Source organism: Bradyrhizobium erythrophlei (genome assembly GCF_900129425.1).
Lineage (GTDB): Bacteria > Pseudomonadota > Alphaproteobacteria > Rhizobiales > Xanthobacteraceae > Bradyrhizobium > Bradyrhizobium erythrophlei_C.
Genome location: NZ_LT670817.1, coordinates 7,528,675 through 7,542,502 on the forward strand (window position 1 = coordinate 7,528,675; position 13,828 = coordinate 7,542,502).

General features: G+C 63.1%; 13 protein-coding genes. 9 read left to right on the plus strand and 4 right to left on the minus strand.

All coding sequences use genetic code 11. The features are described from left to right. Nucleotides 1-142 precede the first annotated feature (142 nt). From mbfA to B5527_RS35845, 4 genes are all read left to right on the plus strand, one after another. Nucleotides 143-1,114, plus strand: coding sequence for an iron exporter MbfA (gene mbfA / locus B5527_RS35830; RefSeq protein ID WP_079605700.1), 972 nt, complete (start codon nt 143-145; stop codon nt 1,112-1,114). An 18-nt stretch (nt 1,115-1,132) separates the two neighbouring features. Further along, a complete protein-coding gene (locus B5527_RS35835; RefSeq protein WP_079605701.1) occupies nt 1,133-2,005 on the plus strand; it encodes a hypothetical protein in 873 nt (290 codons plus the stop codon). A 79-nt stretch (nt 2,006-2,084) separates the two neighbouring features. Then, nucleotides 2,085-2,615: a cytochrome b gene (locus B5527_RS35840; RefSeq protein WP_079605702.1), complete on the plus strand. Its 531-nt coding sequence runs from the start codon at nt 2,085-2,087 to the stop codon at nt 2,613-2,615. A gap of 237 nt (nt 2,616-2,852) precedes the next feature. Beyond that, on the plus strand, nt 2,853-4,325 hold the full coding sequence (locus B5527_RS35845) for an amidase (protein ID WP_079607767.1): 1,473 nt from the start codon (nt 2,853-2,855) through the stop codon (nt 4,323-4,325). A gap of 256 nt (nt 4,326-4,581) precedes the next feature. Here the strand turns inward: B5527_RS35845 and B5527_RS35850 are convergent, their stop codons facing one another. Then, nucleotides 4,582-5,670, minus strand: coding sequence for a Zn-dependent alcohol dehydrogenase (locus tag B5527_RS35850; protein WP_079605703.1), 1,089 nt, complete (start codon nt 5,668-5,670; stop codon nt 4,582-4,584). 220 nt (nt 5,671-5,890) lie between these two features. Further along, nucleotides 5,891-7,675, minus strand: a complete 1,785-nt coding sequence (locus B5527_RS35855; RefSeq protein ID WP_079605704.1) for an acyl-CoA dehydrogenase family protein — start codon at nt 7,673-7,675, stop codon at nt 5,891-5,893. Nucleotides 7,676-7,777: 102 nt separating this feature from the next. Here B5527_RS35855 and B5527_RS35860 point away from each other — a divergent pair, with 102 nt between their 5' ends. Genes B5527_RS35860 through B5527_RS35870 form a run of 3 tightly spaced genes read left to right on the plus strand, consistent with a single transcriptional unit; the run spans nt 7,778 to nt 10,377 of the window. Then, nucleotides 7,778-8,776 carry a glutathione S-transferase family protein gene (locus tag B5527_RS35860; protein ID WP_079605705.1) on the plus strand — a complete coding sequence of 333 codons (999 nt, stop codon included), beginning with the start codon at nt 7,778-7,780 and terminating at the stop codon, nt 8,774-8,776. Nucleotides 8,777-8,807: 31 nt separating this feature from the next. Next, on the plus strand, nt 8,808-9,509 hold the full coding sequence (locus tag B5527_RS35865) for an SDR family NAD(P)-dependent oxidoreductase (RefSeq protein WP_079605706.1): 702 nt from the start codon (nt 8,808-8,810) through the stop codon (nt 9,507-9,509). A gap of 37 nt (nt 9,510-9,546) precedes the next feature. Continuing rightward, a complete protein-coding gene (locus B5527_RS35870) occupies nt 9,547-10,377 on the plus strand; it encodes an enoyl-CoA hydratase (RefSeq protein WP_079605707.1) in 831 nt (276 codons plus the stop codon). A 14-nt stretch (nt 10,378-10,391) separates the two neighbouring features. On the opposite strand, the gene B5527_RS35875 is transcribed toward B5527_RS35870, so the two are convergent. Both B5527_RS35875 and B5527_RS35880 read right to left on the minus strand, forming a co-directional pair. After that, the gene (locus B5527_RS35875) at nt 10,392-11,012 is read right to left on the minus strand and encodes a GNAT family N-acetyltransferase (RefSeq protein ID WP_079605708.1); all 621 of its coding nucleotides are present in this window, start codon (nt 11,010-11,012) and stop codon (nt 10,392-10,394) included. Nucleotides 11,013-11,085: 73 nt separating this feature from the next. After that, nucleotides 11,086-11,289 (minus strand): DUF1127 domain-containing protein, encoded by a 204-nt coding sequence (locus B5527_RS35880; RefSeq protein WP_079605709.1) that lies wholly within the window; start codon nt 11,287-11,289, stop codon nt 11,086-11,088. Between the two features lie 115 nt (nt 11,290-11,404). On the opposite strand from B5527_RS35880, the gene B5527_RS35885 reads away from it, so the two are divergent. Further along, on the plus strand, nt 11,405-12,304 hold the full coding sequence (locus tag B5527_RS35885) for a transcriptional regulator GcvA (protein WP_079605710.1): 900 nt from the start codon (nt 11,405-11,407) through the stop codon (nt 12,302-12,304). 157 nt (nt 12,305-12,461) lie between these two features. Next, entirely contained in the window at nt 12,462-13,769 is a 1,308-nt protein-coding gene (locus B5527_RS35890) for an MFS transporter (RefSeq protein ID WP_079607768.1), read from the plus strand. Nucleotides 13,770-13,828: the final 59 nt, after the last annotated feature.

The following is a 13,828-nucleotide window of genomic DNA, read 5'->3' on the forward strand; positions in this document are numbered from 1 at the left end:
AACGAACACCGACCGCAACAGTTCCAGCCTGCAAGACAGGGGAGAAACCCCGAAAGCAGCTCTCCGCCGATCGGATTTGACCCCGCCGGGTTCAGCCCCTATATCTTTAGAACCATTCTAAAAACTCACTCAGGAAGTTCCGATGAAGAATTTTGCCGATCTGACCGAACGCGAAGTGCTGGCGGTCGCGATCGCCTCCGAGGAGGAAGACAGCCGGATTTACATGACTTTCGCGGAGGATCTCGCGGAGCGCTATCCGGATTCGGCCAAGCTGTTCGAAGAGATGGCGGAGGAGGAAAAAGGCCATCGTCACATGCTGCTGGAAATGTACGAAAAGCGCTTCGGCCCCAACCTTCCGCCGATTCGAAGAGACAACGTCAAAGGATTTTTGCGCCGCCGCCCGATCTGGCTGACCAAGAACCTGCCGCTCGACACCATCCGCAAGGAGGTCGGGACGATGGAGTTCGAAGCCGAGCGCTTCTATGCCAAGGCCGCCCAACAGACCCAGGATGTCGGCGTCCGCCGGCTGCTCGGCGACCTCGCGGACGCGGAAAAAGGCCACGAAAAGGTCGCGGCCAAGCTGACCGACCAGATTCTCAGCCCGGACGTGCGCGCGGAGGAGGACAAAACGCGCCGGCGCGTGTTCGTGCTGCAATACGTCCAGCCGGGGCTCGCCGGGTTGATGGACGGGTCGGTATCGACACTGGCGCCGCTGTTTGCCGCAGCCTTTGCCACCCACCATAACTGGCAGACCTTCCTGGTGGGACTGGCCGCCTCGATCGGCGCCGGCATCAGCATGGGCTTTGCCGAAGCGCTGTCCGACGATGGATCCTTGACCGGTCGCGGTTCGCCCTGGCTGCGCGGACTGACCTGCGGGCTGATGACCACGGTCGGCGGTCTCGGCCACACCATGCCCTATCTGGTTCCGGATTCATGGGCCAATGCGTTCTGGATCGCGACCGCGATCGCAGGCGTCGTGGTGTTCTTCGAATTATGGGCCATCGCCTATATTCGCGCGCGCTATATGGACACGCCGTTCCTGCAGGCGGTGTTCCAGATCGTGCTCGGCGGCGTCATCGTGCTTGCCGTCGGCATTTTCATCGGAGCGGCTTAGGAAGCGTTTGCGGCGACGATGAAACATCGTTTCAAGTGTGGCCCCCGGCGCCTGTTCCGTCTGCTGGCCGGCACCGCCGTATGGGCGGCGCTGGGGCAGCCCGCGAAAGCTGTCGACGAAATCCAGGTCTATAACGCCAGCATTGCGGCGCCAGGCCAATTCACGATTCAGCAGCACCTCAATTACGTCGGCGCCGGCCTGACGCCGCCGCCGTTTCCGGGCGGCCTCGTCTCCAATCACAGCATCAATGGGACGCCGGAATTCGCCTATGGCGTGACCGACTGGTGGGAAGTCGGGCTTTATTTGCCCTTCGCGATTCAGGATCAGCAATTCCTGTCGGACTCCTTCAAGCTGCGGACCCTGTTTGTCTCGCCCAATGCCGAGCAGCGCAGCCTGTTTTATGGCGTCAATTTCGAGCTGAGCAACTCAACGCCGAAATTCTCGCAGACCAGGTTTGGCCTTGAGATACGCCCCATTATCGGCGTCCGTAACGCGGACTACGAATTCATCGTCAACCCGATCGTGGACGTCGGCTTTGGAAAATATGGCGAGGCGGACTTTGCCCCCGCGGCACGCGTCGCCAGAAGGCTCGACACCGATCTGTTCGTGGGCCTCGAATACTATGCGGATTTCGGCGAGATCGGGAACTTCGCAAAGCTTGCCGATCAGCAGCACACTTTGTTTGCCGTGACGGATTTCAAGCTCGGCGTCTTTGACGTGAACTTGGGGATTGGCTACGGATTGACGCCGGCATCCGATCGCTTCGTCGTCAAGACGATTTGGGGATACGCGTTTCCGGTACCTGGAAGCAGTTCCGGCACCGAACGCGCCTCGGCTTCGGGGCCTGTCAATCCGATGTCGCACTCCACCATGCGACTCCCGCAGCCCTAGCGAATCGGCGCATGTAATGCTCCGGCTTCGGGATTCGCGACCTTCTCGAAGAAACTCCTCCAATCCCTTAGGGAACCTCATGACCGATCGTTTGCAATACGGCACCACCGCGAAGGTGTTGCACTGGCTCGTCGTGGCGCTTCTGCTCGTGCAATATCCGCTCGGCTGGCTGATGCCGGACATTCATCGCGGCATGAAACCCGGCGCCGGCATGACGCTCCATATCTCCTTTGGAATCGTCATCCTGATCCTGATCGTTATGCGCCTGGCGTGGCGGCTGGCTCACCCCGTGGCGCCCGAGAGTTCGCTCCCGGCATGGCAGCGGCTGAGTTCGGAAAGCGTGCATTGGCTGCTCTATGTGCTGGTATTGGCGACCACCATCACCGGTTGGCTGTTCGCGTCGTTCCGCGGCTGGGGGGTGTCCTTCTTTTTTCTCGTGCCGATGCCGATGCTAGCTTCGGAAAATGCCGCGGCCGGCAAGATCATCGATGGCTGGCATCAGGCGATGGAATGGAGCCTGCTGGTGGTGATCGGCATCCATGTGGCGGCGGCGCTGGCCCACATCTTTGTCTATCGCGACCGCATCATGCAGCGGATGTTGCCGGGATGATTCCCAGGCGACATCGCCGAATTCTGTAACATCTTTCAGCGTCGGCGCGCGCAATGTCAGCCGCTCGGTGGACGGAACGGGGAATTTCCGGCTCGCGATCGGTGACATCGGATTCTTTTAGATATCCCTCGCAAACGTTACGACAGATTCCGTGGGCGTGCTCGGCATCGTCTTGCGGCCCGCGCCGGAACTGCGCATCATCCGATGGACAACGCCAGTAACTTCAGGAGAAACGCCTTGGCCAAATCGCAATGGAGCTTCAAGACCGCGACCGAATTGTCGGCGGCCCTGAAAGCGAAAAAAGTCTCTGCCGTGGAGCTCGCGCAGGACGCGATCGACCGCATCGAGCGTCACGACGGCAAGATCAACGCGGTCTGCGTTCGCGATTTCGCCCGCGGTCTCGATGCCGCCCGTGCCGCCGACGCGGCACTTGGGCGCGGCGAGAGCAGGCCCTTGCTCGGCATCCCCATGACGGTGAAGGAATCCTGCAATGTGGCGGGGTTGCCCACCACATGGGGCTTTCCGGCGCAGAAGGATTTCAAGCCCCAGGAAGACGCGCTGTCGGTATCCCGCATCAAGCAGGCCGGCGGCGTGATCCTCGGCAAGACCAACGTGCCGCTCGGGCTCGGCGACTGGCAGAGCTACAACGACATCTACGGCACCACCAACAATCCGTATCATCTCGGCCGCACGCCGGGCGGCTCCTCCGGCGGATCGTCGGCGGCGCTCGCGGCGGGTTACGGGGCACTCTCGATCGGCTCCGATATCGGCGGCTCGCTGCGCGTGCCGGCATTCCATTGCGGCGTCTATGCCCACAAGCCGACCTTTGCGCTGGCGCCGACGCGCGGCAATACGCCGCCGCCGCTGCCGCCATTGCCCTTCGACCGCGACCTGTCGGTGATCGGACCGATGGCGCGCAGCGCCGCCGACCTGACGCTTCTGCTCGATACCATGGCCGGCCCCGATCCGCTGGAAGCCGGCGTTGCCTACAGGCTTTCGCTGCCGCCGCCGCGTCACAGCGATCTGAAGAATTTCCGCGTGCTGCTGATCGATACCGATCCGGTGCTGCCGACGGACAAAAGCGTGCGTGGAGCAATCGAGAGACTCGCCGCCAACCTCGGCAAGGCAGGTGTAACCGTGACGCGCGACAGCCCGCTATTGCCGGACTTCGCCGCCTCGTCGCGGCTCTATATGCGGCTGCTGATGTCGTTCCTCGGTGCATCGTCCGCCCCGGAAGAGTATGCCGGCACCCAGGCCGCCGCGGCAAATCTGCCACCGGACGATCTGAGTCTGGCGGCGGAGCGCTTGCGCGGCCTCGTGCTCAGCCACCGCGACTGGGTGATGGCTGACGGCGGACGCGCGCGCCTGCGGGCGCAGTGGCGCGAGCTATTCAAAAGTTTTGATGCCGTGATCTGCCCCGTGATGCCGACGCCGGCTTACCCGCATGATCATTCCGAGGATCAGGAAGAGCGCCGCATCGATATCGACGGCAAGGACTACCCCTACCCCGATCAGCTGGCATGGCCCGGCATCGCGACGCTGCCGGGACTGCCGGCCACCGCGATCCCGATCGGCCTGTCGCCGGAAGGATTGCCGATCGGCGTGCAGATCGTCGGTCCCTGGCTGGAAGACCGCACACCGCTGAAACTGGCCGAACTGATCGAGCGCGAATTCGGCGGGTTCGTGCCGCCGCCTGATTTTGATGATTAGAGACGGCCTGAGCCTGAGGAGACGCGTCAGCGCCGTCTCGAAGCATGGCCGCGCCGGCCTCATGGTTCGAGACGGCGCTTGCGCGCCTCCTCTCCATGAGGCGGAGGTCGGAGGCCGTCATTCCGGGGCGCGAGTGCAACGAGCGAACCCGGAATGACGAACGGTTATCGTCATTGCCGGGCTTGACCCGGCAATCCATCCTTTTCAGAAAGTTAATGGATGCGCGGGTCAAGCCCGCGCATGACGACCGAGCGTTTCACGCGTCGAACATGATCACGCTGCGCACGGTCTTGCCGGCCTTCATCGCGGCGAAGCCTTCGTTGATCTCGGACAGTTTCAGCTTCGCCGAGATCCAGTCCTCCAGATGCAACCGCCCGCGCATGTAGAATTCGACCAGCCGCGGCATGTCGACGCGGAAATGATTCGAGCCCATCGACGAGCCCTGGATCTTGCGCTCGCGCAGGAAGTCAAAACCGTGGAGTTCGATCTTCTGGCCGAACGGGATCATCCCGACGATGGTCGCGGTGCCGCCGGGCGCCAGCATCGCAAAGGCCTGCTCCGCGGTTTCCTTGCGGCCGAGCACTTCGAACGAATGATGCACGCCGCCCTTGGTGAGATCGCGGACCTGTTGCACCACGTCGCCGTTTTTGGGATCGACGATGTCGGTCGCGCCCAGTTTCGTCGCCAGTTGAAGTTTGGCCGGATTGGTATCGACCGCGATGATGCGGCCGGCGCCGGCGATCTCGGCGCCGTTGATCGCGGCCATGCCGACGCCGCCGCAGCCGATCACGACAACGGTTTCACCGGGCGCGACCTTGGCGGTGTTGACCACCGCGCCGTAGCCGGTGATGACGCCGCAGCCGATCAGCGCCGCGAGGTCCAGCGGCATGTCCTGGCGAATTTTGACGATGGCATTCTCGTGCACCAGCATCTGCTCGGCGAACGACGACAGATTGAGGAACTGGTTCAGTTTCTCCGATCGCGCCCATGACAGCCGGTTGGACACGCCGGGCATCATCTTGACGGTCGTGTCGGTGCACAGCACCGGCCGACCGGTCGAGCAATTGTCACAGGTGCCGCAGAATACCGAAAGACAAGTCACCACATGATCGCCGGGTTTCACATAGGTGACGTCGGAGCCGACCTGCTCGACGACCCCGGCCGATTCGTGGCCGAGCACCGCCGGCAGCGGATGCGGATAAAGCCCTTCCATGAAATGCAGGTCGGAGTGACAGAGCCCGGCGACCGACGTCCGGATCAGGACCTCGCGGGGTCCGGGTTTCTGCAGGCTGACATCCTCGATCACGAGCGGCTTGTTGACTTCATGCAGGACGGCGGCCTTCATCGGTGTTTCCTCTTTTTGTTACGTGTCTCTTTGTTACGCGTCTTTATTATGTGCGCGCACTCTTAAAGCGCGGGAGGTGAGCTCCCTCTCCCCTTGCGGGAGAGGGTTGGGGTGAGGGGTTACGGTCTATCGAGAGACCTTAACCCCTCACCCGGATCGCAAGAGCGATCCGACCTCTCCCGATGGGAGAGGTGAGATCACGCCTGCGGCAAGATCGAGCCTACGCTGCGATGAGCAATTCGCCAACCTTGACCATCCCGACGGCGCGCTCGCCGAGCAGATGGTCGGTGATGGCGCGCTGCACTGAATTTTCCGTGAGCCGGAACGGATCGCCCGCGGAGACCCGGTGATCGATCACCATGCGCGACAGCAACAGCCGCCGGGCATCGCCGCGCATCTCGTGGATGCGTCCGCCCTCCCACGCCAGCGCTACCGCGCTTGCCACATGATAGAGCAGGCTGGTGGCGCGCCGCGCTTCGGCTTCATTGTCGGTGCGCGCGGCCACCTCGCGGGCAAAGCCGATGGCGCGGTCGGTGAGACCGCGCAAGGTATCAAGCCAGGCTTGCGGCACATTGGCGCTGTCATCGAGGCGCGCATGCAGGTCTGCTGCCAGCGCGGCATCGGCGCCGTGGCGGCCGACTGCGCGCTTCAGCGCATCCAGCGCGACGATATTGCCGGTGCCTTCCCAGATCGAGCCGAGATGGGCGTCGCGCAGCAGCCGGCTGGTTGCAAATTCCTCGATGTAGCCGATGCCGCCGCGCATCTCCAAAGCGTCGCCGCAGACCTTGCGCGCATCGCGGGTGGCGCGGAATTTCAAGGTCGGCGTCAGGATGCGCAGCAGCGCGGCGGCGTCCTGGCTGCCGGCCTCGGCGCGGTCGAGCGCATCGGCGGTGAGAAAACTCATCGACAGCGCCTGCTCGGTCGCCAGCATGATCTTCATCAATTGCCGCCGCGCCAGCGGCAGGTCGATGATGCGGCTTCCGAACACCACGCGATTTTGCGCCACGGTCATGGCGTCATGATGGGCGCGCCGCATCAGCGCGGTGGACTTGACACCGTTCGAAAGCCGCGACGAGTTGACCATTTCGGCCATCTGCACGAAGCCGCGATCGAGATTACCGACCGCGTAAGCAATCGCGCCTTCCAGCTTTATTTCGCCCGAGGCCATCGAGCGGGTGCCGAGCTTGTCCTTCAGCCGAACGATCCGGTAGTGATTGGGCGAGCCGTCGTCGAGCCGCCGCGGCATCAGGAACAGGCCGACGCCGCGGGTGCCGGCTTCGGCGCCTTGCGGCCGCGCCAGCAGCATCACCACCTGAGCGTCCGCGTTGGAGCAGAACCATTTTTCGCCCGACAGACGCCAGTGGTCGCCTTCCCTTACCGCCGTTGTCGTGAGCTTGCCGACGTCGGAGCCGCCTTCCTTCTCGGTCATAAACTGGCCGCCCTGGGTCAGCTTGTTCATGTCCGTCTGGGTCAGGCCATCAAGGTATTTTTCTTTCAGCGCCTCGCTGCCGAATTTCGAAAGCAGCTTGGCGCAGCCATCGGTAACATTGATCGGGCAACCCAGACCGAACTCGGCCTGGTTGAACAAAAACGTAAAGGCATGCTTGGCCACCACGGGATAAGGCTGCGGCCAGCCCATGATGCCCTTGCGCAGCGACATCGCGTGAATGCCGAATTCGCCGAACGCGGCGCGCTCCAACTCGCGATAGGCCGGGTGATACTCGATCCACTGCGCGTCGCGCCCAAAGCGGTCGCGCTGATGCAGCACCGGCACGTGCCGGTCGGCAAGCCGCGCGCATTCGTCGAGGTGACTGCCGGCGAGCGCCCCCAGGCGGTCGAGATGCGGCTCGATATGGCGGAACAGCGGATCGGGCAGATGAATACGCAGCAGATCCGTCAGCGCCGGATCGGCGCGGTAGAAATTCATGCCGGATGTATCCGGTGCAAGCAATCCCGGCGGCTCGGCTGGCGCTGTCACATCACTGTGCTTGGCTGGCTGGTGCATTTTGCAACTCTTGTACGTTCCGCCCCGTGTTTTAGATGATATAGATCATGTCAGGACCAAGCAGGCGATAAAGCCGTCGAAAACGCAATCAGAGGAACCCCCATGGCGGACGGCTATCGCATCTTCGGCGCCGAGATGTCGCCCTATTCGGTCAAGGTGCGCTCCTATTTTCGCTACAAAGCCATTCCGCATCAATGGATTTTGCGGAACGCAGCAAGCCAGGCGGAATTCGAGACATACGCCAAGATACCGATTATCCCGCTCGTCGTTACGCCCGACGGCACAGGCATTCAAGACTCCACGCCGATCATCGAGGCGATGGAAAAGCTCTATCCGGAGCCATCGATCCATCCTGATGACCCCATCGCCAGCTTCGTTTCCGCCTTGGTCGAGGAATTCGGCGACGAGTGGGGCAACAAATGGATGTTCCACTATCGCTGGGCGCGGGATGTCGATCAGATCAGTTCCGCGGGGCGCATCGCGCGGATGCGCGGCCCCAAGGCCGGCGAGCCGGAGCATGCGGCGTTCGCCGGTCAGGTGCGCGCCCGCATGGTGGATCGGGTGTGGTTCGTCGGCTCCAACGAAGTCACCGCGCCGCAGATCGAGGCAGGTTTTATCGATATGCTGGGAATGCTGGACGCCCATCTCTCGGCGCGCCCCTATCTGTTCGGCGGACGGCCGGCATTCGCCGACTTTGGTCTCTGGGGCCAGATCTACGAAATGTGGACCGACCCGACCGCGGGCGGCATCATCGGCGGCGGCGCGCCGCATGTGCTCGATTGGGTGCATCGCATGTTGTGGCCGAAGGCCGAGGACCCGTTCGAGGCCTGGTCCACGCTGCAGCCGACCCTGATGCCGATCCTGCAGAAGCAGGTTGGCGCGCTATTCCTGCCGTGGACGCTGGCCAACGAGAGGGCGCTGGCGGAGAAGCAGGAAGAATTCGGCGTCACGCTCGCCGACAAAACCTGGACCCAAAAACCGCAAAAATATCACGCGCGTTCGCTCGGCATGCTGCGCGCCAAATACGCTGCCGTGGAAGACAAGACCACGCTTGATCCGGTGCTGGAGGCCGCCGGTTGCCTTGCCGGATTACGCGGCTGAAACGCCATTCCCATTAATGAGGAGCAGGCTCATGGAATTGCCAAAATACAAAATCGCATTGATCGTCGGTGCCGGAGAAGGCCTCAGCGCCTCGCTGGCGCGGCTGTTTGCCAGGCAAGGCATCCGCGTCGCGCTGGCGGCGCGCCAGATCGAAAAGCTTGGCGCGCTGTGCCATGAGACCGGCGCCCGCGCCTTTGCCTGCAACGCCACCGATCCCGACGACGTCGAACGCCTGTTCGGCCTGGTCGAGCGCGAGATCGGCGTGCCCGACGTGGTCGTCTACAATGCCAGCGGCCGGGCGCGCGGCGCCTTCCTCGATCTGCTGGCCGCGGATGTCGCGCAGGCCATTGCGGTCAGCGCGTTCGGCGGCTTTCTGGTGGCGCAGCAGGCGGTGAAGCGGATGCTGCCCGGAAAACATGGCGCGATCCTGTTCACCGGCGCTTCCGCCAGCGTCAAGGGTTATCCGCAGTCCGCACCCTTCGCGATGGGCAAGTTCGCGCTACGCGGTCTGGCGCAGAGCATGGCGCGCGAGTTGTCGCCGCAGGGCATTCACGTCGCGCATTTCGTCATCGACGGCGGCATTCGCAGCGCCGCGCGCGTCGAGCCTGCCGAGCGGCCGGACTCGATGCTCGATCCCGACGCCATCGCCTTCAGTTATTGGAACGTGCTGCAGCAACCGCGCAGCGCCTGGACCTGGGAACTGGAATTGCGCCCGTGGGTGGAGAAGTTTTAGGCATCGCCGTCATTCCGGGGCGATGCGAGGGGGGAACATGACCAGCGACATCACTATCGACACCGGCACCAGCGAATTGCTGTGCGTGATCCGCGACCGTGTCGCCGTCATCACGCTGAACCGGCCCGAGGTCCGCAACGCGCTGTCGGACAACCTGACGCCGGCGTTGCGGAAGATGATAAAAGCCTGCGGTGAGAACCCGGACGTCGGTGCGCTTCTGATTACCGGCGCCGGTACCGCGTTCTGCGCCGGCGGCAACGTCAAGGGCATGGGCGCGCACCGCGATCAGAAGAAGCTGGACATGTCCCATGACGAGAAGGTCGCCGACTTGCAGGAACGCCAGCGCCTGTTGACCGGCGCGCTGGTCGCGGTGCGCAAGCCGACCATCGCGGCCTTGCCCGGCCCCGCGGTCGGCGCGGGCCTCGCCATCGCCATGGCCTGCGATCTCCGCATCGCCGCGGAATCGGCGTTCGTGTCGACCGGCTATCTGCGGGTCGGCCTCAGCGGCGACTACGGCATCGCCTGGCTGCTAACGCGGCTGGTCGGGACATCGCGGGCGCGCGAATTGATGTTTACGTCTGACAAGGTCGATGCGGCGAGATGCGCAGCCATCGGCCTCGTCAACCGCGTGGTGCCGGACGCAAAACTTCAGGACGAGGCCTTTGCGCTTGCCAAGTCGATCGCGGAAGGCCCGACCATCGCGCTGCGCTACATGAAGGACAATCTCGACGAAGCCTTGCTATTCGATTTTGCAACGGCGCGCGACCATGAGGCCGAGCGCCTGATCCGCACCACGATGACAGCGGATCACCGCGAGGCGGTGCAGGCTTTTATCGAAAAGCGGAAGGCGGTGTTTAGGGGAAATTGAGCGGTCGCGCGGGCTCAGTTCGCCGCAGCACCACTCAGCGCCAGACTTTCGGCCGCGAGACGCCAACTGGCGCAGGGAATCTCCTGCGGCGCGAGGTCGATATGTTTTTCGAAGCGCACCAGCTTCCAGTCGTCCGGGTTGCGCGTAAAGGCGAAACCGGATTTGCGGGCAAGGCCGATCATGACGTCGTTGGAGCGCAGTGTATCGCCAAACAGACGCGTGGCGCCAAATGCGGCGGCGCGGCATTGCAGATTCCCGAGCAGCGCCGACCCGATGCCCTGGCCCTGCCAGCGGTCGTCGATCGACAGCCCGAATTCGAAACTCGCAGTGTCGGCCTCGAACCCGTAGCGGGCTTCGCCGACGATGGTCTCGATGCCGTCGATCATCATGGTCGCGATCACGCTGAAGCGGTCGGCTTCGCCGGCATGGATGAAATGGGCGAGTTCGGTTGGCGGCAGTTCGCTCAGGGCGCCGAGGAAGCGGTTGTAGCGCGAGCGCACCGAGAGCGCCCGGAAGTAACCCTGCAACGCGTCGGCGTCAGCAGGCTCGACGAAACGCACCATCAACGTCTTGCCCGTCCGCAACCGCAGCACGTCGGAATGTTGCCGCAGATCATCCAAACGAATCGCCATCATGGCAAGCCTCCCGTGCTTTCGAAAAGACGATGGCCGGCATCCCCCGGACGAGGCGACGCCGGCCTGGCTGCACTCAAGCCCGCCAAAATGGCTTTTCGACTTCGCGAGCGACATCGCTCCAGGAGAGTCCGACGTCGTGCAGGTCGCGGTCGGTCCAGTGGGACAGTTCAAGCCGCTGTTGCCGACGCAGCCGCCAAATGTGCAGGGTCTCGCCGATCTGGGCCAGAAAGCCCGACCCATGATGATTTATCATCGATTGATGTGTGCAAGTGGACATTTTCGCCTCCAAAAGCTAACTTGCTGTAGGGAATATCGGCGCTATCCGGATTTTCGACAAACGACACTTTGTACCGCTTCAGATGATATAACCTCATGCATCAGGGGTCCGCGAAATGACCGCCCGGTTGCCCTCGCTCAATGGATTGCGCGCGTTCGAAGCCGCGGCCCGGCATCTCAGCTTCACCAATGCGGCGTCCGAACTGAACGTCACGCAGACCGCGATCAGCCACCAGATCCGGCGGCTGGAGGAGGAATTGGGGATACGCCTGTTCGTCCGGCAGAACCGGGCGCTGGCGTTGACGCCGGAAGCCCGGGATTACCTGCCCGGGGTCCGCGCCGCGTTCAACGATTTGCGGCTCGCCACCGACCGGGTGCTGCGCCGGGATAACGACCATGTCCTGACCGTCTCGACGCTGGCGTCGCTGGCCGCAAAATGGCTGCTGCCGCGGCTTTCCTCGTTCCAGGAAGCCCATCCCGGCATCGACGTCCGCATCACCACCTCGACCGCGCTGGTCGATTTCAGGGCCGGCGACGTCGATGCCGCGATCCGCTACGGTCGCGGAAATTGGGCCGGCCTGCGCGCCGACTGGCTGACGGCCGACGAACTGTTTCCGGTATGCAGCCCGGCGCTCCTCACCGGAGCCAAGCCGCTGCGGTGCCCGGAAGATCTGGCGAATCAGACGCTGCTGCACAGCAGCGGAGGCTATGACGACGACTGGCGGCTATGGCTCACCGCCGCCGGGCTGCCGGCCAATATCTCGAAACAACCCGGACTGACCTTCGACCTGATTTTGATGACGGTCCAGGCCGCGATCGACGGCTTCGGGGTCGCGATGGGCCGCACCTCCTATGTCGAGGCCGATATCGCCAAGGGCCGTCTGGTGGTTCCGTTCAAGATCACGCTGCCGGCGGACGCCGGCTTCTATCTGGTCTCGCCCGAGGCCAAAGCGGATTCGCCAAAGCTCAGGGCGTTCCGGCAATGGCTGGTTGCCTCGGCGCAGAACAAAACCTGAAAGACGATCCACGCGCGAGGGGATATCAGGTTCGACCGGCGTTTTCCGTTTGGTCGCACCGCGCAGGCATGGCAGATTGCGGCACCAACAAGGGCAAATGTCGGCTAGCGAGAGACCTTTCCGCACCGGCCAATTCAAAAACGGGGAGAGACTCGCGATGTCGCAAACAACGTCACCACCGCCTCAAATCAAGTCGCGCATCGGCGCCATCCTGCGGGCGACCAGCGGCAATTTTCTCGAGCAGTTCGACTTCTTCCTGTTCGGCTTTTATGCGAGCGCCATCGCCAAGGCGTTCTTTCCGGCCCAGAATGAAACCGCGGCGCTGTTGAACGCGTTTGGCGTGTTCTGGCTTGGCGCCCTGATGCGCCCCGTCGGCGCGATCGTGCTCGGCGCCTACATTGACCGTATCGGCCGCCGCCAGGGTTTGATCGTCACGCTCGGGATCATGGCGATCGGCACCGTGGTTATCGCCTTCTGCCCAACCTATGCGACCATCGGACTAGCGGCGCCGATCATCGTGCTGGTGGGCCGCCTGCTGCAGGGATTTTCCGCGGGCGTCGAACTCGGTGGCGTCTCGGTCTATCTCGCCGAGATTGCTACCCCCGGCAACCGGGGCTTCTACACCTCGTTCCAGTCCTCGAGCCAACAGGTCGCGATCTTCGTCGCCTCGATCCTCGGCTTTGTGCTGAGCGAGATGATGCCGGCAGATACGGTGGCGGATTGGGGCTGGCGCATTCCGTTCTTCGTCGGCTGCCTCATCATCCCCGTTATTTTCGTGCTGCGGCGGACGCTGGAAGAAACGCCGGAGTTCCTGGCCATGAAGAAACATCCGACCGCCAGCGAGGTATTTGCTTCGGCGCTGGCAAACTGGCGCATCGTCATCCTCGGCATGATGATTGCCGTGTTGACCACCACGACTTTCTACTTCGTCACCGTTTATACACCGACCTTCGGCAAGTCCGTGCTGAAGCTTTCCAGCCAGGACGCCCTTCTCGTCACGCTTCTGGTGGCCGTCACCAACTTCATCTGGAATCCGGTCGGCGGCGCCGTGTCGGACCGGATTGGCCGCAAACCCGTGTTGCTGACGATCGCGGGCCTGTCGTTTCTGACGGCCTATCCCGCGCTGCATTGGCTGGTGGCCGAGCCGACGTTTGGAAAGCTGCTGGCAGTCCAGATGATGTTCTCGTTCTATTTCGGCGTCTATAGCGGCACGATGCTGGGCTGCCTGGTGGAGATCGTTCCGGCGCATGTCCGCACCACCTGTTTCTCGCTGGCCTTTGCCCTTGCCGCGGCGCTGTTCGGCACCTTCACGCCGTTCGCGTCGACATGGCTGATCCAGCATACCGGCGACAAGGCTTCTCCCGGATACTGGCTGATGTTCGCCGCGACGCTTGGCATCATCGCAGCACTTGCGGTCTATCGCGGCGGCCGGACCATCGAGACCCGCGAGGCGGTCGCCGCCTGAGTCCTCACATGGCGGGCCAGGCAATTGCCTGGCCCGCCTGTTTGATTTCCATGCAAACA

Excerpts from the sequence above, each read along its gene's own strand:
- mbfA (WP_079605700.1), top strand. The coding sequence starts at position 143 with ATGAAGAATTTTGCCGATCTGACCGAACGCGAAGTGCTGGCGGTCGCG.
- B5527_RS35835 (WP_079605701.1), top strand. The coding sequence starts at position 1,133 with ATGAAACATCGTTTCAAGTGTGGCCCCCGGCGCCTGTTCCGTCTGCTG.
- B5527_RS35840 (WP_079605702.1), top strand. The coding sequence starts at position 2,085 with ATGACCGATCGTTTGCAATACGGCACCACCGCGAAGGTGTTGCACTGG.
- B5527_RS35850 (WP_079605703.1), bottom strand. The coding sequence starts at position 5,670 with ATGAAGGCCGCCGTCCTGCATGAAGTCAACAAGCCGCTCGTGATCGAG.
- B5527_RS35855 (WP_079605704.1), bottom strand. The coding sequence starts at position 7,675 with ATGCACCAGCCAGCCAAGCACAGTGATGTGACAGCGCCAGCCGAGCCG.
- B5527_RS35860 (WP_079605705.1), top strand. The coding sequence starts at position 7,778 with ATGGCGGACGGCTATCGCATCTTCGGCGCCGAGATGTCGCCCTATTCG.
- B5527_RS35865 (WP_079605706.1), top strand. The coding sequence starts at position 8,808 with ATGGAATTGCCAAAATACAAAATCGCATTGATCGTCGGTGCCGGAGAA.
- B5527_RS35870 (WP_079605707.1), top strand. The coding sequence starts at position 9,547 with ATGACCAGCGACATCACTATCGACACCGGCACCAGCGAATTGCTGTGC.
- B5527_RS35875 (WP_079605708.1), bottom strand. The coding sequence starts at position 11,012 with ATGATGGCGATTCGTTTGGATGATCTGCGGCAACATTCCGACGTGCTG.
- B5527_RS35880 (WP_079605709.1), bottom strand. The coding sequence starts at position 11,289 with ATGTCCACTTGCACACATCAATCGATGATAAATCATCATGGGTCGGGC.
- B5527_RS35885 (WP_079605710.1), top strand. The coding sequence starts at position 11,405 with ATGACCGCCCGGTTGCCCTCGCTCAATGGATTGCGCGCGTTCGAAGCC.
- B5527_RS35890 (WP_079607768.1), top strand. The coding sequence starts at position 12,462 with ATGTCGCAAACAACGTCACCACCGCCTCAAATCAAGTCGCGCATCGGC.